Origin of the sequence: Streptomyces noursei, from assembly GCF_001646665.1 — a bacterium.
In the GTDB taxonomy this organism is placed as follows: domain Bacteria; phylum Actinomycetota; class Actinomycetes; order Streptomycetales; family Streptomycetaceae; genus Streptomyces; species Streptomyces lavendulocolor.
The window spans coordinates 28,861-55,305 of sequence record NZ_LWBU01000110.1; the positions used below are offsets into that span (position 1 = coordinate 28,861).

Consider the following 26,445-nt stretch of genomic DNA (forward strand, 5'->3'; position numbering starts at 1 on the left):
GGCCTCGTAGCTGTCCAGCAGTGCGTCCGGGGCGTGGTGGCGCAGCACCTGCCCCAGCTTCCAGCCCAGGTTGTAGGCGTCCTGGACGCTGATGTTCAGGCCCTGCCCACCGCCCGGCGGGTGGGCGTGCGCGGCGTCGCCGGCGAGGAACACCCGACCGTCGCGGAACCGCTCGGCCAGCGCCGTACGCGGCTCGTAGTACGAGTGCCACAGCACGTCGGTGACGGCGTCGGCGGGCAGGTGGGTGCGGGCGGCGATCAGCTGCCGCACCGCCTCGGGGGTGAGGTCGCGCTCCTCGTCGTCGGCGCGGGCGTTGAGCTGGAAGTCGTCGGTGCCCGGCAGCGGGCACAGCAGCAGGCTGCCCACGCCCCGGGCGTCCGGGTCGTCGAGCCAGATGTGCCAGTGGTCGCGGTCCAGGCCCCGGATGCGGACGTCCGCCACCACGGCGGGGTGCAGTCCGCCGTCCTCGCCCTTCATGGCGATGCCCAGCGCGTCCCGCACGGTGCTGCGCCCGCCGTCGCACCCGACCAGGTACGGCACGGTCAGCGTCCGGCGGCTGCCGTCGTCGTGCGCCAGTTCGGCCAGCACGTGCCGGTCCGTCTGGTGCAGGGAGGCGAGCCGGGTGCCGTGCTCGACCGTCCCGCCCAGGGCGAGGAGCCGGTCGCGGAGGATCTCCTGCGTACGCCACTGCGGCACCAGCCACGGCTCCGGAAACCGCGACACGGGCGCCCCGGGGTCCGGTTCGAGCAGCCGCCAGGTGCCGTCCCGGCGGCCGTCGCGCCAGGTCTGCATGGGCGGGAACGGCCCGCCCGCCGCCCGGAGGGCGTCCATGACGCCGAGGTCGTCGAGCGCCTCCTGGGTGCGGGGCTGCAGGCTCTTGCCGCGCGAGCCCCCGAAGAGCCGCTCGCCCGCCTCGACGACGTGGGTGCGTACGCCGCGGCGGGCGAGGTCACAGGCGAGGGCGAGCCCGGTCGGGCCGGCGCCGACGACCAGGACGTCCACGGCGCCCTGCACCGGTGCTCCTCGGCGCGCGCCGGCGTGCTGCGGGTCGGTGGGCATGTCTCACCGCTTTCTGCCGTGCGGTCACGGCCTTGAGGAGTGCGCGGGACGGTCGGGTACCGCAAGATGCGGCATATGCGGAATATGCCCGTGAAACAGTCCACCCGGTCGAACGGCCGCCCACATCCGCCCGCATGGCCGGACCCGGACGTCGTCACCTGCCCCTTCGACTTCCACCAGGCCCTCGACTTCGACCCGCTGCTCGCCGACCTCATGGCGAGGGGCCCGGTGACCCGCGTCCGGCTGCCCTACGGCGACACCGGGGCGTGGCTGGTGCTGAGCTTCGACGGCGTACGGAGGGTGACCACCGACCCGCGCTTCAGCCGCGCGGCCATCGTCGGCCGGGACTCCCCCCGGCTGACGCCGGAACCCATCGTCTCCCCGGAGTCGGTCAACGTGCTGGACCCGTCGCGCAGCGCCCGCCTGCGCCGTGCCGCCGCACGGGCGTTCACCAAGAAGCGGGTGGAGCGCATGGCGCCGGCCGTCGAGCGGGTGACCCACCGGCTGCTGGACGCCATGGCCGACCACGGCCCGCCGGCCGACCTCGCCCGCCACCTGGCCACCCCGCTGCCGCACCACACCATCTGCGAGCTGCTGGGCGTGGACCCGGCCGACCGGCCCGTACTGCTGCGCCGTACGCACCAGATGCCGGCCACGGCGCCGGCGGCCCGCCGGGCGGCGGCGGACGCGAAACGGTACCTGCGCGAGTACTTCACCGGCCTGGTCGTGGAGCGGCGCCGGGCGCCGGGGGACGACCTCATCAGCGCGATGGCCGGCGCCGGTGACGGTGCCGGCGGCGAGGGCGACGAACCCCTGAGCGACGAGGAGCTGGCCGTCCTGGCGATGACCCTCGTCCTGAGCGGCAACGACACGGCCACCTGCCAGATCGGCAACATCGTCTACAGCCTGCTCACCCGCCCCGGCCGGTGGGCCGCGCCGGCGGACGACCCCGGCCGGCTGCCCGCGGTCCTGGACGAGCTGCTGCGCCTCATCCCGTTCCGCAAGGGCGTCGGCATCCCGCGCGTCGCGCTGGAGGACGTGGAGGTGGAGGGCGTACGCATCCGCGCGGGCGACTTCGTCCACGTCTCCTACCTGGCCGCCAACCGGTGCCCCGCGGTGTTCCGCGACCCCCATGAGCTGGACCCGGACCGGCCGGCCCACCCCCACATGACCTTCGGCTGGGGCGGGCACCACTGCGTCGCCGCCCCGCTGGCGCTGGCGGAGCTGAGGGTGGCCGTGGGGGCGCTGCTCGCCCGCTTCCCGGGCCTGCGCCTCGCGGTGCCCGCGGGGGAGGTGGAGTGGGACACCGCGACGATCCGGCGCTTCCCGCCGCGGCTGCCGGTGAGGTGGTGATCCGTCAGTTTTTACCGACGCGTAACTTCCCTGTTTCTCCTACCCGTGCGTAACTTGGCATGGGCACGGCATTCGCTGTGCCTCCCCACCAGTGGTCCGGGCCACGGGGCGTACCGCCACCGCCCCACATCCCCATTTCCTTGAGCCGCAAGGAGACCACTCGATGCTGCCCTCACGCCTGCCCGCACGGGTACGCCGCGCGCTCAGAGCCTCGGCCGTCCTGCTGCTGGCCGTCGCCGCCACCCTCGCCCCCGCCTCCGCCGCCCAGGCCCAGGGCCCCAGCAGCGGCTGGAACGACTACACCTGCCGGCCGTCGTCCGCCCACCCCCGCCCCGTCGTCCTGGTCCACGGCACCTTCGGCAACTCCGTCGACAACTGGCTCGCCCTCGCCCCCTACCTGGTCAGGCGCGGCTACTGCGTCTTCTCCCTCGACTACGGGCAACTGCCCGGCGTGCCCTTCTTCCACGGCCTCGGCCCCATCGAGAAGTCCGCCGAACAGCTCGACGCGTACGTCGACAAGGTCCTCGCCGCCACCGGGGCCGCCGAGGCCGACCTCGTCGGCCACTCGCAGGGCGGCATGATGCCGCGCCACTACCTCAAGTTCCTCGGCGGCGCCGACAAGGTGAACGCCCTGATCGGACTCGCCCCCGACAACCACGGCACCACGCTCCACGGCCTCACCAAGCTGCTGCCGTACTTCCCCGGCGCGGCCCACCTGCTGAGCGAGAAGACCCCGGCCCTCGCCGACCAGATCGCCGGCTCGCCGTTCCTCACCAAGCTGAACGCGGGCGGTGACACCGTCCCCGGCGTCCGCTACACCGTCATCGCCACCAAGTACGAAGAGGTCGTCACCCCCTACCAGTCCCAGTACCTCGACGGACCGGGTGTGCGCAACGTGCTCCTCCAGGACCTGTGCCCCCTGGACTTCTCCGAGCACGTGGCGATCGGGCTGTTCGACCGCATCGCGTACCACGAGGTCGTCAACGCGCTGGACCCGGCGCACGCGAAGCCCACCACCTGCGCGTCCGTCGTCGGCTGACGGAACGACGCGAAGGGGCCCGTCCGGATCCGGACGGGCCCCTTCCCGGTCACACCGGTCGTCAGCGCGTGGCCCTGCGGCGCGCCGTGGCGAACACGACCGCGGCGCCGATCGCCAGCACCGCCGCGCCACCGCCGGCGAGGTACGGCGTGCTGCCGCTGCCGCCGGTCTCGGCCAGGTTCTCGCCGGCCGGGGCGGCGACGGGCGACGGGGTGCCGGCACCGTTGGCCTGGAGCGTGCCGGCCTGCTCGGCCTGCTCCGTCGCCTCCGCCTGCGTCTGCTCCTGCTCGGCCGGCTCCGCGGGCTTCGCCGCGGCGGGCTGCTTCGGCTCCTCGGCGGCGGGGTTCGCGGGCTCGGCGGGCCGGGCGTCGTGGTCGTCACCGCCGTGTCCGCCGTGGTCGACCGTCGACTTGTCCGTGCCCTGCTCGATCTGCTCGTCGGAGGGGGCCGACGCGACCGGGGCGGGGGCGCCGCCCGCCTGGCCGTTGTCCTTCCCGAACACCACGTCGGAGCAGGTGTAGAAGGCCTCGGGGGAGTCCGAGCGCTGCCAGATCGAGTAGACCAGGTGGCGGCCGGACTTGGCGGGGACGGTGCCGTCGAAGACGTAGGCGCCGTTCTCCAGCTTCGGGTTCGTGACCTTCGCGAAGGGCTTCGCCTCCAGGTCCGACCACTTCAGCGGCTTGGACGGGTCGTAGCCGTCCTTGGTGATGTACAGCTCGAAGGAGCCCTTGTGCGGGGCGGTCGCGCGGTAGCGGAAGGTGTGCGTGCCGGCGGTCATGGCGGACGACGGCCAGTCGCCGCGCGGCAGGTCGAGCCCCTTGTACTTGTCACGGTTCGCGCTGCACAGCTTCCCGTCCGGTATCAGCCGCTGGTGGTTGCCGGCGGCGTTGGCGATGTTGACCTCGTTCCAGTCGTAGAACGCCTGCGGACCGCTCGCCGCGACCGCCGCCTTGCACGCCGCCGAGTCCGGGCTCTCCGGGCCCTCCGCGTAGCAGGCGGACACCCGGCTGACCGGATCGGTCATCGTGCCGTGCGCCGCGGCGGGCGACGCGGTCAGGCCGGCGAGCGCGAGCGGCGCGATGCCCAGGGCGAGGGCGGCGGCTGCGGGCGTGCGGCGACGAGCGGTCATGGTGACGTTCTCCTTCGGCGGGACGAGCAGATGTGGGGGGTTGCGGGGACGGGAACCGGACGGGCGGCACAGCCCCCCGGCCTCGGTACCGACGATCCGGACCGGCCCCGGTGATCAGCAAACTAGCCCGCGGGGAGGCCGGATCCGGCGGCCTGCGGCGGCAGATGAGGATTCTTATGCTCCGCTTAAGGCGAGGCTAAGAGGACGCTCAGATACGGCCACTCGCGGTCGTCCGCCCCCGGCGACAGGGCGCCCACCGCCCGCCCCTACGCCGCTCGGCGCCGCGGGCGGTGGCTTCCCGTACGGCCCCGCGGGAAGCCACGAGGCGACCCGCTGACCCGGCGGGGCAGCACTTCCCGGAGCGCAGAGCGTCCGCCACACCTACCGGCGGGCGTGCTAGGCGTCGCCGACGCCCAGGTCGGCGCGCATGGACCGCTTCATCTCCGCCAGGCGGGGCCAGACCTCCGCGTGGAACCGGCCCTCCAGCGCGGGGCGCCGTTCCGGGCGGCCGGTCGCGGCGGGGCGCTCCAGGTGGCGCAGAGCGCCCGCCCCGGGGAGCGCGGCCCCCTCCGCGCACGGATGACGCCGTACGCGTCCTCTACCGCGAGCCCGTCCCCGGACCGCCCGCCGGGGCACCCGGCAGGGCACCCGCGCGGGCCAGGGCCTCCAGGGTGTCGAGGGCCGCGAGGGCGGCCGCCGCGGCGGCGGGGTCCCGCTCCGCGAGGCCGCTCGCCGCGAACTCGTCCTCGTCCAGGCGCAGCACCTCGGAGCCGTCCGCCGACACCCACAGGTCCAGGTCCAGGTCCTCCACGACCAGCTCGCCGCGGTCGCCGTCGACGGCGGCGGGCCGGGTGACGTCGCAGTACCAGCCCTTCAGGGCGCCGTCCCCGGCGCGCACCTCCTTCACCGCGTACCACCGGTCGCGCCAGTAGTGCTCGGTGAAGACGTCACCCGGCTCGAAGCGGACGAAGCCGAAGTCCCGCACCCCGTCGGCCGCCCACGGCGCGCGGACGGTGATCCGGGTGCCGTCGTCCGCCAGCACCTCGGCCGGATAGCGGATCTTCGTCCGCCCGGCCTTGACGAGACGCACCTCAACCGAGGGCGCGGACATGCCGGACCTCCGTCGCGCAGATCTCGTACCCGAACCACTCGTTGATCGCCAGCATCGGCCCGTTCTCCGCGTCGTTGCTGGTGAACGCGTCCGTGTAGCCCGCCGCCCGGGCCCGCAGCAGCGAGTCGGTCTTGGCGAGCTTCGCCAGGCCGCGCCCCCGGTACGCGCGCAGCGTCCCGGTCATGCCGGAGTGGTAGCGGCTCACGCCGTCGGTGTGGGCGGCGGTGAAGGCCGCGATCCGGCCGTCCACCGTCACCACGGTGGTCAACTCGTGGTCGAGCAGCGGGTTGTTCCAGGTGTCGGCGAGCCAGGCCTCGTAGTCGTCCAGGTCGGCGCCGATGTCGCTCGGCTCGTCGGCCGTCACCTCGGCGTCCGCCTCGAACAGCGGGCGCGGGTCGCCGGCGTAGGCGGCGGCGGTGCGCAGTTCCACGCCGGGGGGAAGCGCGGCCGGCGGCTCCGGCAGCGTGCCGCCCGCCAGGTCCAGCCGCAGGAAGTGCGCCGGGCGGGTGGGCCGGTAGCCGCGCTTCTCCGCGAACGCCCGGAACCCCGGCTCGTCCAGCACCCAGGCGTACACGCTCTCGGCGCCCTCGGCCGCCAGGTGCTCCTCGGCGGTACGCAGCAGCAGCCCGCCCGCGCCCGAGCCCCGGTGCTCGGGGTGGACCTGCGGGTTGGCGTACGACAGTCCGGGCGTGCCGGACTCGTGGGCGATGCCGACGTTGGCCGTGCCGACGATCTCCCCGTCCTTCTCCGCTATCAGCAGCCGGTACTTCCGGGCCGGGTGCGCCGAGGCGACCTGGGCGAGGACGGCCCGGGGCGTCGTCACCTCGAACGGCAGCGCGGCCCGCCGCACCCGGGTCACGGCCTCGGCATCGTCGGGACGGAAGTCACGCACAAGTACGGTCATGGGGCCGCAGGCTACGCGGGGCGGATGATCATCGCCTCCCCTTTTCGGCGCCGTGGGGGACAATCGCCCCGTGACCTTGAAGATCTCCATCGACGCGGGCTCCCCGACGGCCCCGTACGAGCAGCTGCGCGCCCAGATCTCCGACCAGGCCCGCTCGGGCCGCCTCCCCGTCGGCCACAAGCTGCCGACCGTCCGGGGCCTCGCCGACGAGCTGGGCCTCGCGGCGAACACCGTCGCCAAGGCGTACCGGGTGCTGGAGAGCGACGGGGTGATCGAGACCCGGGGCCGGGCCGGCACGTTCGTGGCGGCAGCCGGTGACGCCGCCGCCCGCCGGGCGGCGACGGCGGCCGCCGCGTACGCGGCCGAGGCCCACCGCCTGGGCCTCGACCGCGCCGACGCCGATGCGGCCGTGGCGGACGCGCTGCGGGCGGTCTACGAGCGGTAGCCGGTACGCGCCTGCCGGCGCCGCCGCGGGCCCGCCGTCCGCCGCCCGGCGCGCGCGCCCGCTACAGGTACAGTCCCGCGTCCGCGCCGCGCGCCTGGTCCGGGATGGCCGCCGGGCCGGTACCGCGCCGCAGCGCGTACAGCTCCGCCAGCGTCGCCCCGTCGCGCCCGATGCCCTCCTCGGTGCCGAGCCATGTGACCGCCTCCGGCCGGGTCAGCGGGCCGACCTCGATGCGGGCCAGGCAGCGGCCGGGGCGGACCACCGCCGGGTGCAGGCGCTCCAGGTCCTCGTTGGTGGTGACCCCGACCAGGACGTTGCGGCCCTGTCCGAGCAGCCCGTCCGTCAGGTTCAGCAGCCGTGACAGGGCCTGGCCCGCCGTGTGCTTGGCCTCGCCGCGGATCAGCTCGTCGCAGTCCTCCAGGAGCAGCAGCCGCCACCGGCCGTTCGCCGTCCCCTCGTCCTCGCCGATCGCGATGTCCATCAGGTAGCCGACGTCGTTGAACAGCCGTTCCGGATCCAGCACGCAGTCGACCTGGCACCAGTCGCGCCACGAGCGGGCGAGCGTGCGCAGCGCCGAGGTCTTGCCGGTGCCGGGCGGGCCGTGCAGCAGGAGCAGGCGGCCGGAGATGTCGTCGGGCGTGACCTTCATCAGCCGGTCCATCGCCTCGGCCACGGGCGAGGTGTAGTTGGGCCGCACCTCTTCCCACGACCCGGCGGCGATGCGGCGGGTCGTGCGGTGCGGGCCCCGGCGCGGCGACACGTACCAAAAGCCCATCGTCACGTTGTCCGGCTGCGGCTCCGGGTCGTCCTTCGCGCCGTCCGTGGCCTGCTTCAGCACCCGCTCGGCCAGCTCCGGCTCGACCGCCGTGACGGTGACGTCGGCGCCCCGGTTCCAGCGGGAGACCAGCAGCGTCCACCCCTCGCCCTCGGCGAGCGTGGCGCTGCGGTCGTCGTCACGGGCCGAGCGCAGCACCGAGGCCCCCGGCGGGAGCAGGGTCGCGCCGGACTTGACGCGGTCCAGCGAGGAACTGTGCGCGTACGGCTGCTCGCCCGTCGCGAAGCGCCCGAGGAACAGCGCGTCGACGACGTCGGCAGGGGAATCGCTGTCGTCGACGGTGAGCCGGATCGGCAGGGCCTCATGGGGGTTGGCAGACATGCGCCCCATGATCCGGCACACGCGCGCCCGCCGCACGGTGTTTATGTGCGTGTTCCCCTCGGCGGGCCGACCGCCCGCCGGACGCGCCGACACCGCCCGCCGGACGCGCCGACACCGCCCGCCGGGCGTGCCGACCGCCTGCCGGCGTGCTGCCCTCGGCCCGCCGGACGCGGTGACCGCCCGGCCGCCGGCCACCCGGCCACCCGGCCGGCCGCGCCGGACTCCGCGTACCCCTCGGACGCGGTGCGGCGCCAGGGGTCTGGCGTCGGTCCGACAAAAAAGACTCCGCACGGGTGAGTTGCCCCGGTACCTGCGGATATCGCGCCTCGCGCCCGAGCAGACTTTGACTCGACGTCAACTCCACGCCACGCCGGGCTATTGGCATGGACACTGCATCCTGCTACGAACTTTTTAGGCAGAAATCCTGCCAAAGGGAGGTTCCATGAAACTGTCCCGAGCCGCGGCGTTCACCACCTCACTCCTCCTCGGCGCCGCCCTGACCCTCACCGGGGCAGGGGCGGCGCAGGCCGACTCGTCGGCCGCAGCCCTCGACTACGTGGCACTCGGCGACTCCTACTCCTCCGGAGTCGGTGCCGGGAGCTACGACAGCGCGAGCGGCAACTGCAAGCGCAGCACCCGAGCCTTCCCCAAGCTCTGGGCAGCCGCGAACTCCCCCTCGTCCTTCGCGTTCACGGCATGCTCAGGCGCCCGCACCCATGACGTGACGGCGGGTCAGCTGGGACCGCTCTCCTCCGCCACCGACCTCGTCTCCCTCACCGTCGGCGGGAACGACGCCGGCTTCGCCGACGTCATGACCACCTGCGTCCTCCAGTCCGAGGCCACCTGCATCGCCCGCGTCAACGAGGCGAAGAGCTACGTCGACACCACCCTCCCCGGCCGTCTCGACTCGGTGTACTCGGCGATCAGGACCAAGGCCCCGTCGGCACGGGTCGTCGTGCTCGGCTACCCCCGCTTCTACAAGCTCGGCGGCAGCTGCCTCGCCGGCCTGACCGAGAACGAGCGCCGCGCCATCAACGGCGGCGCCGACCACCTCAACGCGGCGACCGCCAAACGCGCCGCCGACCACGGCTTCGCGTGGGCCGACGTCACCCCGGCGTTCACCGGCCACGAGATCTGTTCGAGCGCGTCCTGGCTGCACAGCGTCAACTGGCTCAACATCGGCGAGTCCTACCACCCCACCGCCGCCGGACAGTCCGGCGGCTACCTGCCCACCTTCAAGGCAGCGCTGTAAGGAGCCGCGCCCCGGCGGACCGGTCCGGCCCGGGGTCCGCCGCGACGGCAGGCGTCCCCGCCCGCCGCCCCGGCACCTCGCCCCGGCACCACACCCGTGACCGCGAAGCCCCCGCCCCACCGAACGGCGCCCCGGCCGGGCCCCGGGACACCACCCGGGCCCGGTCGCGGTGCGTCCCGGCCTTCCCCTTCACCGGAGGATCGGGACCGCCGCTCCGACACCCCGTGAGACGTACGTATTTCTGCCACCATCCGTGTGCCACAAGGGCCTTCGGGCAAACGACCGCAAGCCGCCCCATCCCGGCCCCGCCGGAAGGGTGTCCAACTCGCCCTGGAATCAATCGTATTCGGAGGGTAGTCGTCAACCCTCGTACATGTGTGGTGAATCCCGTCACCGGGATACACGCATGAGATGCGGGGACGATAGGGTTAATCTGCAGCGGCCGGGTGCCCTCGTACGGGTGGGGAGTGACATGGAACAGATAACGGTGCGCAGCAGGCCTCGGGTGCCTGCGATCACATGCGGGAGCAGCGCGACCAGCACGCGCCTCGACCGCCATCTCTCGGTGCTGGGCGGCCCGGCCGTCCCGCAGCGCGAAGCGGCCGAAGCGACCCTGCTGATGCGGGAGTTGACGTCGCGTGACGTCGCCCACACCCGCATGAGCAAGAGCGCGCGCGTCCGGCTCTTCGCACCGCTGCGCCGCCTGCGCCGCTCGCTCTTCGGCAACCACGCCTGACGTCACCCGGCTGCCCGGCCCGCCCGTACCCCACCCGCCGTGCACGAACGTCCCGGCCGCGGCCCGCGGCCGGCAGCCGGTGACACCGTCCGAGGACCGTGCGGGCGCCGTCCCGCCGGGGCCCGGCCGCCCGCCGGCGGGGCCGCCGCAGTAGCGTGCCCCGGGCCGCCCGGCCCCATGGTGGTGCGCCCGCCGAGTGCGGGACGAGGAAGGCGGCCCCTGAGGGGCCGGCCGCCGGCTGTCAAGCCACCACACCGTCGCGCCGCAGTTCCAGGCGCTCGCCGTCCGGCACACCCAGCTCCCGCAGTACCGCGTCCGTGTGTTCCCCCAGCGCCGGTACCGCGCCCATGCACGGCTCCGCCCCGCCCGGCAGGGTGATCGGCGGCAGCATGGCCCGCAGCGGACCCACCGCGGTGTCCACCTCCCGCCACCGGTCGCGGGCCGCGAGCTGCGGATGGGCCGCCACGTCCGCCACCGAGTTGAGCCGGGCGCACGCGATGCCGGCGGCCTCCAGGCGGTCGACCGCCTCCGCCGTCGCCAGCCCCGCCAGCGCCTCCGCCACCACCGCGTCCGTCTTCGCCCGGTGCGCCACCCGCGCCGTGTTCGTCGCGAACGCCGGGTCGTCGCCCAACTCCGGCCTGCCCAGCACCTGTTCGGCCAGCCGCCGCCACTCGCGGTCGTTCTGCACCGACAGCAGCACCTGGCCCCCGTCGGCCGTCGGGTACGCGTCGTAGGGCGCGATGACGGCGTGGGCGACCCCGGTACGCGCCGGGGCCTCGCCGCCGTGCATCCCGTGGTGCAGGGGGTGGCCCATCCACTCGGCGAGCGACTCCAGCATGGAGATCTCCACCGGCCCGCCCAGGCCCGTCGTCCCCCGCCGCACCAGGGCCGCCAGCACCCCCGAGAAGGCGTACATGGCCGCCGCGATGTCGGCCGCCGGGATCCCCGCCTTGACCGGCTGCTCGGGCGTCCCCGTCACCGACACGAGCCCCGCCTCGCACTGGACGAGCATGTCGTACGCCCGCTTGTGCGCGTACGGCCCGCCCGCCCCGTACCCGGAGATGTCCACCCCGATCAGCCGCGGGTGCGCCGCGCACAGGGTCGCCGCGTCGAGCCCCAGCCGGGCCGCCGCCCCCTGCCCCAGGTTCTGCACGAACACGTCCGCGCCGGCGACCAGGCGGCGGACGACGGCGATGCCGCGCGGGTCCTTGAGGTCCACGGCCACCGACTCCTTGCCCCGGTTGCACCACACGAAGTGCGAGGCGAGGCCCCCGGCCGCGGTGTCGTAGCCGCGCGCGAAGTCACCGCCGTCCGGTCGCTCGATCTTGACCACCCGGGCGCCCAGGTCGGCGAGCTGGCGGGTGGCGAACGGCGCGGAGACGGCCTGCTCGACGGCGACGACGGTGATCCCCCGGAGAGGCAGCGGCTGAGTGCTCATGCAGCCGTACCTATCGTGTACGTGCCACCCTTGTCACCCCCTCCGGGCGTCACCCCGGGACACGGGAGCCGGGATCCCGAAGCCGGTGGCCGGGACGCGGGCGCCGGGCCCGGGGGCTACAGCAGCGCCAGCTGGCCCTCGGGACCCTCCTCCTCCCGGTCCAGGACGGAGGCCGGGCGCCGTGCCGCGGCGGGCGCGGGCAGCACGCCGGCCGCGCGCAGGGCGGTGCGGGTGAGCCGCTCCGCGCCGGACATGTCCGGACGCGCGGACTCCAGCTGGGCCTGGAGGGCCAGCACGGTGATCAGCTCCAGCAGTTCGGAGGTCCACTCCTGCGGCCAGGCCGCCGGGCCGATCGCCTCCAGGGTGCCCGGCTCGGCGTGCCCGGTGCGGCGCTCGAACCACAGCTCCAGCATCCGCACCCCGCCCACCCGGTACTCCCACGCCTCGGCCGGTACGGGCGAGATCCGGCCGCCGTCGCCGACCAGCAGGGCCTCGTCCCCGGCGTCGTACGCCAGGCCGCGCGGCCGGGCCGGGAGCGCGGCGCGGACGTACGGACGGCGCCCGCCGGGCAGCCGGGGGCGCTCCCCGCCCCGGGCGCCGCGCAGCTGGACGTCCCTCATGCGGCGGCCCAGGGCCACTCCGGCCGCCCAGACGGCGGGGTCGGCCGGCAGCGGGACGGCGCACCCGGCGGGGGAGGGGCGGGCGGCCACCAGCGCCCAGGCCAGCAGGTCCTCCGGGGTGACGCCGGTGCCGTACCGGCCGGCCAGCAGCTCCGGCAGCCCGGGCGCGACGTTCGGCTCCCGCCCGCCGGGGCGCCGGTACAGCGGGCGGATGCGGCCCGGCCGGCCCGCCGGTGAGCGGCCGTCCGGCAGCGCCGCCGTCACCAGCAGCGCGGGGCCCGCCGCCCGGGGCACGTACCCCTGCTCGACGGCGAACACCTGCCGCTCGTCGGCCACCCGCCACAGTTCCGGGCGGGCGGCGTCCAGGAGCCGGTGGTCCGGCAGCAGCCACTGCTCGTCGAACGGCCCGTGGACCAGCCGGACCGGCTCGGGGCACGGCCCCGCCTCCCGCGCCAGCCGGGCCGTCCCGGTCCGCTGCCCCGGCAGGGCGGCGACCGAACTGTTCGGCGTCCGGGCCCGCGAGGGCCGGAACAGGGCTTCCCTGGCGCTCTCCTCGGCCCCCACCAGCGCCGCCCAGCGGGCCCGCAGGGTGCGGGCATCCGGGGCGACGACCCAGCCGCGGCCCAGCCGCAGCGGCGCCACGGACCAGGGCATCAGGTCGTCGAGCAGCGGCGCGTCATCCGTCACGGGCGGCATGCTAGTGACCGCGCACGGTCCGGCTCCACCGTGCCCGCCCGCACCGGCCGGTCCGGCTCCACCGCACCCGCCCGCCCCACGCAGGCCGGCTCCACCGTGCCCGCGCCCGCCCGCCCGCACCCGCCCCGTGCTCAGTCCGCCTCCACCGTGACCGTGAAGGAGAACCGGTCGCCCCGGTAGCGGATGCGCGCCACGTCGACCACCCGCCCGTCCTCGTCGTAGGTCACGCCCGTGTAGTGCAGGATCGGCGACAGCAGCGGGACCTGGAGCAGGCCGGCAGTCTCGGGGTCCGCGAGCCGGGCCTCCACGGTGTCGGTGATGCGGCTGATCCGCACCCCGACCGCGTCCCGGAGCACCTTGGTCATCGGCCACCGCTCCAGGTCGGCCAGGTCGATCCGGGCGGCCACCTCGGGGCGGACCGCGTTCTCCGCCCAGTTCGTCGGCTCGCCGCTCTCGCCGTCGCAGCGCAGCCGCCGGTAGGTGACCACCTCCGCGAGGCCCGGGAAGTGCTCGGCCAGGTCGCCGGGGACCTTGTCCTCGCCGTGGCCGAGGATCGTCGTCCGCTCGCCCGACTGCTGGGCCACGATCGCGTCGATCGAGCCCAGCAGCCGGCGCGGGGCGCTGCGCCGGGCGCCCGGCTCGATGAACGTGCCGCGCCGCCGGTGCCGGCTGATCAGCCCCTCCGCCTCCAGCTCCTTCAGCGCCTGCCGCATGGTCAGGACGCTGACGCCGTAGTGCGTGGCCAGCTGCTCCTCGGTGGGCAGGCGCAGCGAGGCGTCCGGCGCGCGCCCGAGTATGGAGGCGCGGAGGGACTGCGAGACCTGGTACCACAGCGGGAGCTTGCGGTTCAGGACCAGCGAGTCGGGGGCGAAAGCGGTCACGTGTACTCCGTACTACGGCCGAAAGTGGCGCTCAAGACCCTGCCACACGTCGTCGTACCCGCGCTGCAGGTGGTCGGCCTCCGCCGCCTGGCCGGTGGCCGTGATGGGCCAGCGCGTCTCGAACATGAACGCCAGGCCGTCGTCGATCCGCTGCGGCACCAGGTCCGCCGCGCTCGCCCTGTCGAACGTCTCCCGGTCCGGGCCGTGCGCCGACATCATGTTGTGCAGCGAGCCGCCGCCCGGGACGAAGCCCTCGGCCTTGGCGTCGTACGCGCCCTCGATCAGGCCCATGTACTCGCTCATCACGTTGCGGTGGAAGTACGGCGGGCGGAAGGTGTCCTCGCCGACGAGCCAGCGCGGCGCGAAGACGACGAAGTCCACGCCCGCGAGTCCCGGGGTGTCGGACGGCGAGGTGAGCACCGTGAAGATCGACGGGTCCGGGTGGTCGTAGGAGATGGTCCCGATCACGTTGAAGGTGCGCAGGTCGTACACGTACGGGACGTGGTTGCCGTGCCAGGCGACGACGTCGAGGGGCGAGTGGTCGTACGTCGCGGTCCACAGGTTGCCGCAGAACTTGTTCACCACCTCCACCTCGCCCTCCACGTCCTCGTACGCGGCCACCGGCGCCCGGAAGTCCCGGGGGTTGGCCAGGCCGTTGGCGCCGATCGGGCCGAGGTCGGGCAGCTGGAACGGCCGGCCGTAGTTCTCGCAGACGTACCCGCGCGCGGTCTCGTCGAGCAGTTCGACGCGGAAGCGGATCCCGCGCGGGATCAGCGCGACCTCGCCCGGGCGGGCGGCGAGGTTGCCCAGCTCGGTGCGGAGCAGCAGCCCGCCGCGCTCGGGGACGATCAGCAGTTCGCCGTCGGCGTCGCTGAACACCCGCTCCATCGACGTGTCGGCGTGGTAGAGGTGCACGGCCATGCCGGTGCGCTGCGCCGCGTCGCCGTTGCCGCCGAGGGTCCACAGGCCGGCCAGCCAGTCCGTGCCGGGCACCGGCTCCGGGAGCGGGTTCCAGCGCAGCCGGTTGGGGTCGGCGACGGTCTCGGTGAAGGGCGCGGTGCGCAGGGCGCCGTTGCCGGTGCGGACGAACGGCGGGTGCGCGGCCGACGGGCGGATCCGGTAGAGCCACGAGCGCTGGTTGTGGGCGCGCGGCTCGGTGAAGGCGGAGCCGCTCAGCTGCTCCGCGTACAGGCCCAGCGGCGCGCGCTGGGGGGAGTTCCGGCCGAGCGGCAGGGCGCCGGGGACGGCCTCGGAGCTGTGCTCGTTGCCGAAGCCGGTGGAGTACTCCAAGGCCTCCGCGATCTTCTTCGCCTGTTCGGTGACATCGCTCGTCATCGTCGCCCGCTCCTGTCGCTCTGCCTGCCCCGAATGGAATCCTATGTAAGACCGTAGGATTCCAGAGCGCCCGCGTCAACGGGGGTGGGTCTTGGACGCTCCCGGCGCGGCGCGGGTTCCCGCGGCACGGCACGGCATCATGGGCCCGTGCCCCCGCCGCCCCCGCTTCGCCGCGTGCCCGTGCAGCGGCGCAGCGCCGAGCGCCTGGCCCGGATCCTCGACGCCTGCGCCCAGCTCATCGAGGAGGCCGGCTACGAGCGGCTGAGCACCCGCGAGGTGGCGGTGCGGGCGGGCGTGCCGATCGGGTCGGTCTACCGCTTCTTCTCCGGCAAGCGCGCCATGGCCGCCGCGCTCGCCCACCGCAACCTCGACCGCTACGCCGAGCGCGTGGCGGCCCGGCTGGCGCAGCGGCCGGACCTCGACGCGCATGGCGCCGTGGACGCCGTGCTCGACGCGTACATCGCCATGAGGCGCACCGAGCCGGGCTTCGCGCTCGTGGACTTCGGCGTCCCCGCCGCGCCGCGGGAGGCGGCCCCGGACGCGGCCCCGGACGCGTCCCCGGACCGGAACGGCGACCGCGACGGCGACCACGATGGCGACGGAAACGCCGGCCGCGACGGTGACGAGCACGGGGTGAACCACCTCGTCGCCGAACGGATCCGCGGCCTGCTCGGCGGGTACCTCCACCACTCCTCCGGCGAGGTGCTGCGCCGCAAGGTGCTCGTGGCGGTCGAGGCGACCGACGCGCTCCTGCGGCTCGCCTTCCGGGCGGGGCCGCCGGGCGACCCCGAGCTGATCGACGAGACCCGCGCACTGCTCCACGCCTATCTCGCGCCGGTCCTCCGGGGCTGACCCATCGCCACCATGCGTACCGGTCGGTATGCTCGGCGGTGTCTGCGTGTCACGCCGCCGCGGCCCCACGGCTGCCGCCGCCCCGGGAGGCCTCCATGCCCACCGCCCTGCGTATCTGCCCGCTCTGCGAAGCCACCTGCGGGCTCACCCTCACCCTCGACGGCACGCGTGTCACCGGCGCGCGCGGTGACCGGGACGACGTCTTCAGCCAGGGGTTCATCTGCCCCAAGGGCGCGTCGTTCGGCGAGCTCGACGCCGACCCCGACCGCCTGCGTGCCCCGCTCGTGCGCCGGGCGGACGGCACCCTGGCGGAGGCCGGCTGGGAGGAGGCGTTCGACCTGATCGCGCGCCGGCTGCCGCCGCTCGTCGAGCGGCACGGCGCCGACGCCGTCGGGGTCGTCCTCGGCAACCCCAACGTCCACACCATGGCGGGGGCGCTCTACCCGCCGGTCCTCCTCGGCGCCCTGCGCACCCGCAGCCTCTTCACCGCGTCCACGCTGGACCAGATGCCCAAGCACGTCTCCAGCGGGCTGATGTTCGGCGACCCCTTCGCCATCCCCGTCCCCGACCTGGACCGCACCGCCCACCTGCTGGTGATCGGCGCCAACCCGCTGGAGTCCAACGGCAGCCTGTGCACCGCGCCCGACTTCCCCGGCAAACTCAAGGCGCTGCGCAAACGCGGCGGCACGCTCACGGTCGTCGACCCGCGCCGCACCCGCACCGCGCGCCTGGCCGACCGGCACGTCGCCGTCCGCCCCGGCACCGACGCGCTCCTGCTCGCCGCCCTCGTCCACGTGCTGTACGAGGAGGGCCTCACCGACCTCGGGGCACTCGCCGCGCACGTCCAGGGGGTCGAGGAGGTCGAGGCCGCCGTACGGGACTTCACGCCCGAGACGGTCGCCGGCGCGTGCGACGTGGACGCCGGCACCATCCGGGCGCTCGCCCGCGAACTGGCGGCGGCGCCGGCGGCGGCCGTCTACGGGCGGGTCGGCGGCAGCACCGTCGCGTACGGCACCCTCACCAACTGGCTCGTCGACGTCCTCAACGTCCTCACCGGCAACCTCGACCGGCCCGGCGGCGCGCTGTTCCCGCTCTCCGCGACGGTCCCCGCGCCCCGCCCCGCCGGTCCCGGCAAGGGCTTCGCGCTCGGCCGCTGGACGAGCCGTGTCTCCGGGCACCCCGAGGCCAAGGGCGAACTGCCCATGGCCGCCCTCGCGGAGGAGATCGAGACCCCCGGCGAGGGCCGCATCCGCGCGCTCGTCGCCATCGCCGCCAACCCGGTCCTCTCCGCCCCCGACGGCGACCGCCTCGACCGCGCCCTCGGCGCACTGGACTTCATGGTGAGCGTCGACCCGTACCTCAACGAGACCTCACGGCACGCCGACGTGATCCTGCCGCCGCCGCCCCCCGCCCAGAGCGCCCACTTCGACTTCGCGTTCAACGGCTTCGCCGTCCGCAACCAGGTCCGGTACACCCCCGCGCCCGTCCCCCTGGAGCCGGGCCGCATGGACGAGTGCGAGATCCACGCCCGGCTGATCCTGGCCGCGACCGGCATGCACGGGGCCGCACCGCACACCGTCGACGACATGGTCATCGCCCGCACCCTCGCCAGGGTCGTCACCGAGCCGCACTCGCCCGCCCACGGCCAGGACCCCCAGGAGTACGCGGTCCGCCTCACCGGCCGCACCGGCGCCGAGCGGCGGCTGGACCTGATGCTGCGCCTCGGTCCCTACGGCCTCACCCTCGACCGGCTGCGGGCGCACCCCCACGGCATCGACCTCGGCCCGCTGGAGCCCCGCGTCCCCCAGGTCCTCAAGACCCGCAGCGGACGCGTCGAACTCCTGCCGGAACCCGTCGCCGCCGACCTGCCCCGGCTTCGGGAGGCCCTGTCGGCACCCGGCGACTCCCTCGTCCTCGTCGGCCGCCGTCACCTGCGCTCCAACAACAGCTGGATGCACAACGTCCCCACGCTCAACAGCGGCACCAACACCTGCACCCTCCAGGTCCACCCCGAGGACGCGGACCGCCTGGGCCTCACCGACGGCGGCACCGCCCGCGTCAAGGCCGAGGGCGGCGAGCTGCGTGTCCCCGTCGAGGTCACGGACGCCGTGCGCCCCGGCGTGGTGAGCATCCCGCACGGCTGGGGCCACGACCGGCCGGGGACCCGCATGGCGGTCGCCGCCGGACGGCCGGGCGTCAATGTGAACCAGCTGCTCGACGGGAGCCGGCTCGACCCGCTGTCCGGCACCGCCGTGCTCAACGGCTTCCCCGTCCGCGTAGCACCAGCCAGCTGACCTGGGGTTTTGCTCGTATTGCTCACGCGTCGACATCTTGCTGACGGCTGAACGAGGCACCTAACGTCATCCGGGCCGCCGCCCCCGGTGGAGTTCAAGGGTGAACGTTAGGTGTCCTCCATGCTGACAGTCCTCGGCTTCGCCATGATCGCGACCTTCCTGGTCCTGATCATGATGAAGAAGATGTCGCCGATCGCGGCGCTCGTCCTCGTCCCCGCCCTCTTCTGCGTCCTCGTCGGACAGGGCGCACAGCTCGGCGACTACGTACTCGAAGGCGTCGGCAATCTCGCGCCCACCGCCGCGATGCTGATGTTCGCCATCGTCTACTTCGGCGTGATGATCGACGTCGGCCTCTTCGACCCGATCGTCCGGGGCATCCTGCGCTTCTGCAAGGCCGATCCGCTGCGGATCGTGGTCGGTACGGCGGTCCTCGCCGCGATCGTCTCGCTGGACGGCGACGGGTCGACCACCTTCATGATCACCGTCTCGGCCATGTACCCGCTCTACAAGCGCCTCGGGATGAGCCTGGTCGTGATGACCGGCGTCGCCGCCACCGCCAACGGCGTGATGAACACGCTGCCCTGGGGCGGCCCCACGGCCCGCGCCGCCACCGCGCTCAAGCTGGACGCCGGCGACATCTTCGTACCGATGATCCCGGCCCTCGGCGCCGGCCTGCTGTTCGTCTTCGCCCTCGCGTACGTCCTGGGGCGGCGGGAGCGCAAGCGCCTGGGCCACCTCACCCTGGACGAGGCCCTGGAGCCGCGGACCGGGACCGTACTGGCCGCGGCGGGCGGCGACGGCGGCACGGAGCGGTCCGTCACCGCACCGGCGCTCACGTCCCCGGCCCCGGGCGCGTCCATGCCCCCGGCCCCGGCCCCGGGCACGCCCCCGGCCGGTGACGGTGACGGTGACGTCGACGGCGCGGGACCGGCGGCCGACGAGGGGTTCCAGGGACTCGACCCGGAGCGTCCCACCCTCCGCCCCCGGCTGTACTGGTTCAACGCGGCACTGACGGTGGCCCTCCTCACCGCCATGATCATGGAGCTGCTGCCCATCCCGGTGCTCTTCCTGATCGGCGCGGCCCTCGCCCTCACGGTCAACTTCCCGCACATGCCCGACCAGAAGGCGCGCATCGCCGCCCACGCCGACAACGTCCTCAACGTCGCCGGCATGGTCTTCGCCGCCGCCGTCTTCACCGGGGTCCTCACCGGAACCGGCATGGTCAAGCACATGGCCGACTGGCTCGTCGGCGCCGTCCCGGAGGCCATGGGCCCGCACATGGCCCTCGTCACCGGCCTGTTGAGCCTGCCCCTGACGTACTTCATGTCCAACGACGGCTTCTACTTCGGCGTCCTGCCCGTCCTCGCGGAGGCCGGCGCCGCGCACGGCGTGTCACCGCTGGAGATCGCCCGCGCCTCCCTGGTGGGCCAGGCCCTGCACATGTCCAGCCCGCTCGTGCCCGCGGTGTACGTCCTGGTGGGCATGGCGAAGGTCGAGTTCGGCGACCACACCCGCTTCACCGTCAAGTGGGCGGCGCTGACCTCGCTGGTGGTGCTGGGCGCCGGACTGCTCCTCGGCATCATCTGATGAAGCGGTACTGGCTGCTGCGCCTCGTCATCGCCTTCGGCTTCGCCCAGGCGGCGGTGTCGATGGCGCGGCCCGCCGTCTCGTACCGCGCCCTCTCGCTGGGCGCGGACGAGCGCGCGATCGGCGTCATCGCGGGCGCGTACGCGCTGCTGCCGCTGTTCGCCGCCGTACCGGTCGGGCGCAGGACCGACCGCGGCCGGTGCGCGCCCCTGCTGCCCACCGGTGTCGTGCTCATCGCCGGCGGCTGCGCGCTGAGCGGAACGGCCGGCTCACTGGCGTGGATGGCCGCGTGGAGCGGCGTGATGGGGCTCGGCCACCTGTGCTTCGTGATCGGCGCCCAGTCCCTCGTGGCCCGCCGGTCCGCGCCGGCCGAACAGGACCGCGACTTCGGGCACTTCACCATCGGTGCCTCGCTCGGGCAGCTCGTCGGGCCGGTCGCCGCGGGGCTCCTCGTCGGCGACGCCCCGGGCCGCGGCGGCACGCTCGCCCTGGTGGTGTCGGCCGCGGTCGCCGCGGTGGCCCTCACCTCCCTCTGGCGCGTCGAGCAGCGCGACGCCGGCCCCCGGCACGCGCGCGTGGAACGGGACGCGGTCCCCGTCCACCGCATCCTGCGCACGCGCGGGGTGCCCGCCGGCATCTTCGTCAGCCTCGCCGTGCTCTCCGCGACCGACATCCTGACCGCCTACCTGCCGGTCGTGGGCGAGCAGCGCTCCATCCCGCCGGCCACCGTCGGACTGCTGCTGAGCCTGCGCGCCGCCGCCACCATCGCCTGCCGGCTGGTGATGACCCCGATGCTCCGGCTGCTGGGCCGCACGGCGCTGCTGACCGTGACCTGCCTGCTCGCCGGGGTGCTGTGCGCCGGCATCGCGCTGCCCGTGCCCGTGTGGGCGCTCGCCGCGATGCTGGCCGTGCTCGGCTTCTGCCTGGGGGCCGGCCAGCCGTTGTCGATGACCACCGTGGTCCGGGCCGCCCCCCAGGAGGCGCGCTCCACGGCCCTCGCCCTGCGCCTGACGGGCAACCGGCTCGGCCAGGTCGCGGCACCGGCGTCCGCCGGGCTGGTCGCCGGCGTCGCCGGTACGGCCGCCCCGTTCGTGATGCTGGGCGCCCTGCTCCTGGCGGCGGCGGGCCTGGGCGCCCGGGCGGGCCGGGGGACCGGCGGGACGCTCGGCCCGGAGGCGGCGGCCCCCGGCGGTGGCGCGGGGACCCCCACCGGGGCGGCCGGCGGCACCCGGGCGGCCCGCTGCGGAACCCGCCCACGGCGGTGACCCCGGAGGGTCCCGCCCGTCCGGTTCCGGCCGATCGGGTCCGGTCGTCCGGTCCCAGCGCGTCCGGTTCCGGTCCGGCCCGGTGGTTCGGCCGCCCGGTGGCGCACCCGAGTGTCAGAGTGATCGGCACCCCGCCCCGCACGGAAGGCCGCCCGGTCATGCCCACACGCACCCGCCCCCACCCGGTCATGCCCACCACCACCCGCTCCCGCCTGGCGCTCACCACCGCGGCGGTCCTCCTCGCGGCCGGCGCCCCCGCCGCGTACGCGGCCCTCGACGACCGGTCCGGCGGTGCCGCGCCCACCGCCCGCGGCGCGGCGTACGTGGAGACGCGGCTGCTCTTCGGCACGGAGCGGCCCGACGGGGGGCCGGCCGTCACGGACCGGCAGTTCACGGCCTTCGTCGACCGCGAGGTCACCCCCGCCTTCCCCGAGGGGCTGACCGTCCGGGAGGGGCGCGGGCAGTGGCGGGACGCGAGCGGCCGGATCGCGCGGGAGCGGTCGTACGAACTGGTCCTGCTCTACCCGGCCGGGGAGGCGCACGTACGCGACCCGGCGGTCGAGCGGATCCGCGACGCCTACGAGCGCGCATTCGGCCAGGAGTCCGTGGCCCGCCTCGACGAACGGACCTCGGTGGACTTCTGATGTGATGTGGTCGGTCCCGCAGCCCCTGGCGTCCAAAAACTACCACCGCTAGTTTGGGAGGGACGATCCAACGGAACAGCTCCGAAGGCCGAAGGAGAAGCGGATGAAGGCCCACGACGGGATGTACATCGACGGCGCGTGGCGGCCCGCCGCCGGCACCGGCACCATCGCGGTGGTGAACCCGGCCGACGAGCAGGTCATCGGCCACGTCCCGGCCGGCACGGCCGAGGACGTCGACGCCGCGGTCCGGGCCGCCCGCGCCGCGCTCCCCGCGTGGGCCGCCACGGCCCCGGCCGACCGGGCCGCGCGCATCGCCGCCCTGCGCGACGCCCTGGCCGCCCGCAAGGACGAGATGGCCGGGACCATCACGGCGGAGCTCGGTGCACCGCCGCAGACCGCCCAGGCCATCCACGCCGGCCTGCCGGTCGTCGTCGCCGGCACGTACGCCGACCTGGCCGCCACGTACGCCTTCGAGGAGAAGGTGGGGAACTCCACCGTCCTGATGGAGCCGGTCGGCGTGGTGGGCGCCATCACGCCCTGGAACTACCCCCTGCACCAGATCGTCGCGAAGGTCGCGCCCGCCCTGGCCGCCGGGTGCACGATCGTCCTCAAGCCGGCCGAGGACACGCCCCTGACCGCCCAGCTGTTCGCCGAGGCCGTCGACGCGGCCGGCCTGCCCGCCGGTGTGTTCAACCTGGTGACGGGTCTCGGCCCGGTCGCCGGGCAGGCCCTCGCCGAGCACGACGGCGTCGACATGGTCTCCTTCACCGGCTCCACCGCCGTCGGCAGGAGGATCGGCGCCGCGGCAGGCGCGGCCGTCAAGCGCGTCGCCCTGGAGCTCGGCGGCAAGTCCGCCAACGTCATCCTGCCCGGCGCCGATCTCGCCAGGGCGGTCTCCGTCGGCATCGCCAACGTGATGTCCAACTCCGGCCAGACCTGCAGCGCCTGGACCCGGATGCTGGTCCACCGCGACCTCCAGGACGAGGCCGCCGACCTCGCGGCCGCGGCGGTCGCCAAGTACGTGCCGGGCGACCGCGTCGGCCCGCTCGTCAACGCCAAGCAGCAGGAGCGGGTGCGCGGCTACATCGAGAAGGGCATCGCCGAGGGCGCCCGGCTCGTCGCCGGCGGCCCCGAGGCGCCCCTCGACAAGGGGTACTACGTCAGCCCCACCGTCTTCGCCGACGTCACGCCCGACATGACCATCGCCCGGGAGGAGATCTTCGGCCCGGTCGTCTCGATCCTGCCGTACGAGGACGAGGACGACGCCCTGCGCATCGCCAACGGCACCGTGTACGGTCTCGCCGGCGCGGTGTGGGCGGCCGACGACGAGACGGCCGTCGCCTTCGCGCGCCGCATGGAGACCGGTCAGGTCGACATCAACGGCGGCCGGTTCAACCCGCTGGCCCCGTTCGGCGGCTACAAGCAGTCGGGCGTCGGGCGCGAGCTGGGCGCGCACGGCCTCACCGAGTACCTGCAGACCAAGTCCCTTCAGTTCTGAACGACACCGGGAGACAACGATCGTGGTCCGAGCCGCCGTCCTGCCCGCCATAGGTGCTCCTCTGGAGATCACCGGCATCGAACTCCCGGAGCCCGGCCCCGGCCAGGTGAGGATCCGCCTCGCCGCGGCCGGTGTGTGCCACTCCGACCTGTCCCTGTCCAACGGCACCATGCGGCTGCCCGTCCCGGCGGTCCTCGGCCACGAGGGCGCCGGAACGGTGCTCGCCGTCGGGGAGGGCGTCGGCCACGTCGCCCCCGGCGACGGGGTCGTGCTCAACTGGGCGCCGTCCTGCGGCTCCTGCCACCCCTGCGCGCTGGGCGAGGTGTGGCTCTGCGCCGAGGCGCTCACCGGAGCGGGCAGGGTCCACGCCGTCGCCGAGGACGGCACGCGGCTGCACCCCGGACTGAACGTCGCCGCGTTCGCCGAGGAGACCGTCGTGCCGGCCGGGTGCGTGCTGCCCGCCCCCGACGGCGTACCGCTCACCGACGCGGCCCTGCTCGGCTGCGCCGTCCTCACCGGGTACGGGGCGGTCCACCACTCCGCGCGGGTGCGCGAGGGCGAGTCGGTGGTCGTGTTCGGCGTCGGCGGAGTGGGCCTCGCCACCCTCCAGGCCGCCCGCATCGCGGGCGCGGGGACGATCATCGCCGTCGACGTGTCGCCCGAGAAGGAGGAACTGGCCCGGCAGGCCGGCGCCACCGAATACCTCGTGGCCTCCGAGACCACCGCCAAGGAGGTCAGGAAGCTCACCGGCGGGCACGGCGCGGACGTGGCCGTCGAGTGCGTGGGCCGTGCCGTCACCATCCGCACCGCCTGGGACTGCACCCGGCGCGGCGGCCGCACCACGGTCGTCGGCATCGGCGGCAAGGAGCAGCAGGTGAGCTTCCATGCCCTGGAGATCTTCCACTGGGGCCGTACGCTCTCCGGCTGCGTGTACGGCAACTCGCGCCCCGCCGAGGACCTGCCGGCCATCGCCGCCCACATCCGGGCCGGGCGCTTCGACCTGGGCGCGCTCGTCACCGAGCGCATCTCCCTGGACGGCATCCCGGCGGCGTTCGACAACATGATCGCGGGCAGGGGCGGACGGGCCCTGGTCGTCTTCTAGGCCGCCGCCCCGGCACCCTTCCCGACGCCCCCGGCCGCATACGAGGCCGGGGGCGTCACACCCCTGCCCGCCCCCGCGCCGCGCGCGGCCCGGGTCAGTGACGTAGCGCCGCCTCGTACCGCGCCGCGCGCCGCCCGGGTCAGTGACGTACCGCCGCCTCGTACCGCACCGCGAGTCCGTCCAGCAGGGCGCGCAGGCCCGTCTCGAAGGCGCCCTCGTCGACCTGCTGCTGCCGTTCGGCGAGCAGGTGGGCCTGGCCCAGGTGGGGGTAGTCCGCCGGGTCGTAGGCCGTCTCGTCGTCGACGAAGCCGCGGGCGAACGAGCCGAGCGCCGAGCCGGTGATGAAGTACCGCATCAGCGCGCCGATGTGGGTGGCCTGGGCCGGGGGCCAGCCGGCGCGCACCATGGCGCCGAACACGGCGTCGGCGACGCGGAGCCCGGCCGGGCGGCGGCCGGGCCCGCGGGCGAGCACCGGCACGATGTTGGGGTGGTCGGTGAGGGCCGCGCGGTAGGAGACGGCCCAGTCGTGCAGGGCGGTGCGCCAGTCGCGGCCGTCGTGCTCGTCGAACATCGACAGGTCGACCTTCGCGCTCACCGCGTCCGCGACGGCCTCCAGGATCTCGTCCTTGGTGCGGAAGTGGTTGTAGAGCGACGGCCCGCTGACGCCCAGTTCGGCGGCGAGGCGACGGGTGGAGACGGCGTCCAGTCCCTCCGCGTCCACCAGCGCACCGGCCGTGGCGACGATGCGGTCTCTGCTGAGGAGGGGCTTGCGCGGTCGGGCCATGCGGCACATAGTAGGCCGGGGACAAGAAACTAGCAGTGGTAGTTAAAGTGGGGTGACCGCGTATGAACCTGGAGCTGAGCGAGGAGCAGACGGCCGTCAGGCAGCTCGCCGAGGACTTCGTCCGGCGCGAGATCGCCCCGTACGCCGCCGAGTGGGACCGGGCCGAGAACGTCGACAGGTCGATCGTCAAGAAGCTCGGCTCCCTCGGCTTCCTCGGCCTCACCGTGCCCGAGGAGTACGGCGGCTCCGGCGGTGACCACCTGGCGTACTGCCTGGTCACCGAGGAGCTGGGGCGCGGCGACTCGTCGGTGCGCGGCATCGTGTCCGTCTCGCTGGGTCTGGTCGCCAAGACCATCGCGGCCTGGGGCGACGAGCGGCAGAAGAGGCACTGGCTGCCCCGCCTCACCGCCGGCGACGCCCTCGGCTGCTTCGGCCTCACCGAGCCCGGCACCGGCTCCGACGCCGGGAACCTCACCACCCGGGCCGTGCCCGACGGCGGCGACTACGTCATCAACGGCACCAAGATGTTCATCACCAACGGCACCTGGGCGGACGTGGTGCTGCTCTTCGCCCGCACCAACGACACCCCCGGCCACCGGGGCGTCTCCGCCTTCCTGGTCCCCACCGACACGCCCGGCCTCACCCGCCGCACGATCCACGGCAAGCTCGGCCTGCGCGGCCAGGCCACCGCCGAACTCGTCCTTGAGGACGTCCGCGTGCCCGCCTCGGCGCTCATGGGCCCGGAGGGCAAGGGGTTCTCCATCGCCATGTCGGCGCTCGCCAAGGGCCGGATGTCCGTGGCCGCCGGCTGCGTCGGCATCGCCCAGGCCGCACTGGACGCGGCCGTGCGGTACGCGGGGGAGCGCGAGCAGTTCGGCAGGCCCATCGCCGCGTACCAGCTCGTCCAGGAACTGATCAGCGACATCGCCGTCGACGTGGACGCGGCCCGGCTGCTGACCTGGCGGGTCGCCGATCTCGTCGATCGCGGACGGGAGTTCGCCACGGCCGCCTCCCAGGCGAAACTGTTCGCCTCCGAGGCCGCCGTCCGCTCGGCCGGCAACGCCCTCCAGGTCTTCGGCGGCTACGGCTACATCGACGAGTACCCGGTCGGCAAGCTGCTGCGCGACGCCCGCGTCATGACCCTGTACGAGGGCACCAGCCAGATCCAGAAGCTCATCATCGGCCGCGCCCTGACGGGGGTCTCCGCCTTCTGAGTGCCGGGTGAGTACGGCGACGGATGTGGGCCGCGCCACAGCCGCCGATCA

Annotated in this window: 23 protein-coding genes; 13 read left to right on the plus strand and 10 right to left on the minus strand. The window is 74.5% G+C overall.

Going from position 1 to position 26,445, the window contains the following annotated elements; genetic code table 11:
• Nucleotides 1–1,059 (minus strand): FAD-dependent oxidoreductase (locus A4V12_RS10655; protein WP_234372136.1); only part of this gene is annotated, 1,059 nt, incomplete at its 3' end.
• A 90-nt stretch (nt 1,060–1,149) separates the two neighbouring features.
• Here A4V12_RS10655 and A4V12_RS10660 point away from each other — a divergent pair.
• Together A4V12_RS10660 and A4V12_RS10665 are read left to right on the plus strand one after the other, a co-directional pair.
• On the plus strand, nt 1,150–2,412 hold the full coding sequence (locus A4V12_RS10660) for a cytochrome P450 (protein ID WP_423563801.1): 1,263 nt from the start codon (nt 1,150–1,152) through the stop codon (nt 2,410–2,412).
• A gap of 163 nt (nt 2,413–2,575) precedes the next feature.
• Nucleotides 2,576–3,451: an esterase/lipase family protein gene (locus A4V12_RS10665; protein WP_064069038.1), complete on the plus strand. Its 876-nt coding sequence runs from the start codon at nt 2,576–2,578 to the stop codon at nt 3,449–3,451.
• A 61-nt stretch (nt 3,452–3,512) separates the two neighbouring features.
• Here the strand turns inward: A4V12_RS10665 and A4V12_RS10670 are convergent, their stop codons facing one another.
• The 3 genes from A4V12_RS10670 to A4V12_RS10685 all read right to left on the minus strand — a co-directional run bounded on the left by A4V12_RS10670 (nt 3,513) and on the right by A4V12_RS10685 (nt 6,595).
• Nucleotides 3,513–4,580 carry a lytic polysaccharide monooxygenase gene (locus A4V12_RS10670; RefSeq protein WP_064069039.1) on the minus strand — a complete coding sequence of 356 codons (1,068 nt, stop codon included), beginning with the start codon at nt 4,578–4,580 and terminating at the stop codon, nt 3,513–3,515.
• A 598-nt stretch (nt 4,581–5,178) separates the two neighbouring features.
• Entirely contained in the window at nt 5,179–5,691 is a 513-nt protein-coding gene (locus A4V12_RS10680; protein WP_064069041.1) for a DUF402 domain-containing protein, read from the minus strand.
• Entirely contained in the window at nt 5,672–6,595 is a 924-nt protein-coding gene (locus tag A4V12_RS10685) for a GNAT family N-acetyltransferase (protein ID WP_064069042.1), read from the minus strand. Before A4V12_RS10685 ends, A4V12_RS10680 begins: the two co-directional genes overlap by 20 nt.
• 70 nt (nt 6,596–6,665) lie before the next feature.
• Here A4V12_RS10685 and A4V12_RS10690 point away from each other — a divergent pair, with 70 nt between their 5' ends.
• On the plus strand, nt 6,666–7,040 hold the full coding sequence (locus tag A4V12_RS10690; protein ID WP_064069043.1) for a GntR family transcriptional regulator: 375 nt from the start codon (nt 6,666–6,668) through the stop codon (nt 7,038–7,040).
• A gap of 61 nt (nt 7,041–7,101) precedes the next feature.
• On the opposite strand, the gene A4V12_RS10695 is transcribed toward A4V12_RS10690, so the two are convergent.
• The gene (locus A4V12_RS10695) at nt 7,102–8,205 is read right to left on the minus strand and encodes a DUF5925 domain-containing protein (protein ID WP_079136967.1); all 1,104 of its coding nucleotides are present in this window, start codon (nt 8,203–8,205) and stop codon (nt 7,102–7,104) included.
• Nucleotides 8,206–8,638: 433 nt separating this feature from the next.
• Between A4V12_RS10695 and A4V12_RS10700 the strand changes: the two genes are divergently transcribed.
• Complete coding sequence (locus A4V12_RS10700) at nt 8,639–9,448, plus strand: SGNH/GDSL hydrolase family protein (protein WP_064069045.1); 810 nt, start codon at nt 8,639–8,641, stop codon at nt 9,446–9,448.
• Between the two features lie 472 nt (nt 9,449–9,920).
• Nucleotides 9,921–10,184 (plus strand): hypothetical protein, encoded by a 264-nt coding sequence (locus tag A4V12_RS10705; RefSeq protein ID WP_079136968.1) that lies wholly within the window; start codon nt 9,921–9,923, stop codon nt 10,182–10,184.
• A 241-nt stretch (nt 10,185–10,425) separates the two neighbouring features.
• On the opposite strand, the gene A4V12_RS10710 is transcribed toward A4V12_RS10705, so the two are convergent.
• The 4 genes from A4V12_RS10710 to hmgA form a co-directional block, all read right to left on the minus strand.
• Nucleotides 10,426–11,622, minus strand: coding sequence for a CaiB/BaiF CoA transferase family protein (locus A4V12_RS10710; protein ID WP_064069046.1), 1,197 nt, complete (start codon nt 11,620–11,622; stop codon nt 10,426–10,428).
• Between the two features lie 116 nt (nt 11,623–11,738).
• Nucleotides 11,739–12,938 (minus strand): type ISP restriction/modification enzyme, encoded by a 1,200-nt coding sequence (locus A4V12_RS10715; protein ID WP_064069047.1) that lies wholly within the window; start codon nt 12,936–12,938, stop codon nt 11,739–11,741.
• A 131-nt stretch (nt 12,939–13,069) separates the two neighbouring features.
• Nucleotides 13,070–13,819, minus strand: coding sequence for a GntR family transcriptional regulator (locus A4V12_RS10720; RefSeq protein ID WP_064069048.1), 750 nt, complete (start codon nt 13,817–13,819; stop codon nt 13,070–13,072).
• A gap of 12 nt (nt 13,820–13,831) precedes the next feature.
• Nucleotides 13,832–15,154, minus strand: coding sequence for a homogentisate 1,2-dioxygenase (hmgA, locus tag A4V12_RS10725; protein ID WP_064069049.1), 1,323 nt, complete (start codon nt 15,152–15,154; stop codon nt 13,832–13,834).
• Between the two features lie 174 nt (nt 15,155–15,328).
• On the opposite strand from hmgA, the gene A4V12_RS10730 reads away from it, so the two are divergent.
• The 7 genes from A4V12_RS10730 to A4V12_RS10760 all read left to right on the plus strand — a co-directional run bounded on the left by A4V12_RS10730 (nt 15,329) and on the right by A4V12_RS10760 (nt 24,396).
• Complete coding sequence (locus A4V12_RS10730; RefSeq protein ID WP_234372137.1) at nt 15,329–16,006, plus strand: TetR family transcriptional regulator; 678 nt, start codon at nt 15,329–15,331, stop codon at nt 16,004–16,006.
• A 95-nt stretch (nt 16,007–16,101) separates the two neighbouring features.
• Nucleotides 16,102–18,300 carry a molybdopterin oxidoreductase family protein gene (locus A4V12_RS10735; protein ID WP_064069051.1) on the plus strand — a complete coding sequence of 733 codons (2,199 nt, stop codon included), beginning with the start codon at nt 16,102–16,104 and terminating at the stop codon, nt 18,298–18,300.
• A gap of 120 nt (nt 18,301–18,420) precedes the next feature.
• Nucleotides 18,421–19,887: a CitMHS family transporter gene (locus tag A4V12_RS10740; RefSeq protein WP_064069052.1), complete on the plus strand. Its 1,467-nt coding sequence runs from the start codon at nt 18,421–18,423 to the stop codon at nt 19,885–19,887.
• A complete protein-coding gene (locus A4V12_RS10745; RefSeq protein ID WP_079136969.1) occupies nt 19,887–21,152 on the plus strand; it encodes an MFS transporter in 1,266 nt (421 codons plus the stop codon). The genes A4V12_RS10740 and A4V12_RS10745 overlap by 1 nt, the downstream gene beginning before the upstream one ends.
• Nucleotides 21,153–21,310: 158 nt before the next feature.
• The gene (locus tag A4V12_RS10750) at nt 21,311–21,796 is read left to right on the plus strand and encodes a DUF3574 domain-containing protein (RefSeq protein ID WP_079136974.1); all 486 of its coding nucleotides are present in this window, start codon (nt 21,311–21,313) and stop codon (nt 21,794–21,796) included.
• 103 nt (nt 21,797–21,899) lie between these two features.
• Nucleotides 21,900–23,294 (plus strand): aldehyde dehydrogenase family protein, encoded by a 1,395-nt coding sequence (locus A4V12_RS10755; RefSeq protein ID WP_064069053.1) that lies wholly within the window; start codon nt 21,900–21,902, stop codon nt 23,292–23,294.
• Between the two features lie 22 nt (nt 23,295–23,316).
• Nucleotides 23,317–24,396 (plus strand): zinc-binding dehydrogenase, encoded by a 1,080-nt coding sequence (locus A4V12_RS10760; RefSeq protein ID WP_064069054.1) that lies wholly within the window; start codon nt 23,317–23,319, stop codon nt 24,394–24,396.
• Nucleotides 24,397–24,535: 139 nt separating this feature from the next.
• Here the strand turns inward: A4V12_RS10760 and A4V12_RS10765 are convergent, their stop codons facing one another.
• Entirely contained in the window at nt 24,536–25,180 is a 645-nt protein-coding gene (locus tag A4V12_RS10765; protein ID WP_064069055.1) for a TetR/AcrR family transcriptional regulator, read from the minus strand.
• Between the two features lie 62 nt (nt 25,181–25,242).
• Between A4V12_RS10765 and A4V12_RS10770 the strand changes: the two genes are divergently transcribed.
• Complete coding sequence (locus A4V12_RS10770) at nt 25,243–26,394, plus strand: acyl-CoA dehydrogenase family protein (protein WP_064069056.1); 1,152 nt, start codon at nt 25,243–25,245, stop codon at nt 26,392–26,394.
• The last annotated feature ends 51 nt before the right edge of the window (nt 26,395–26,445 follow it).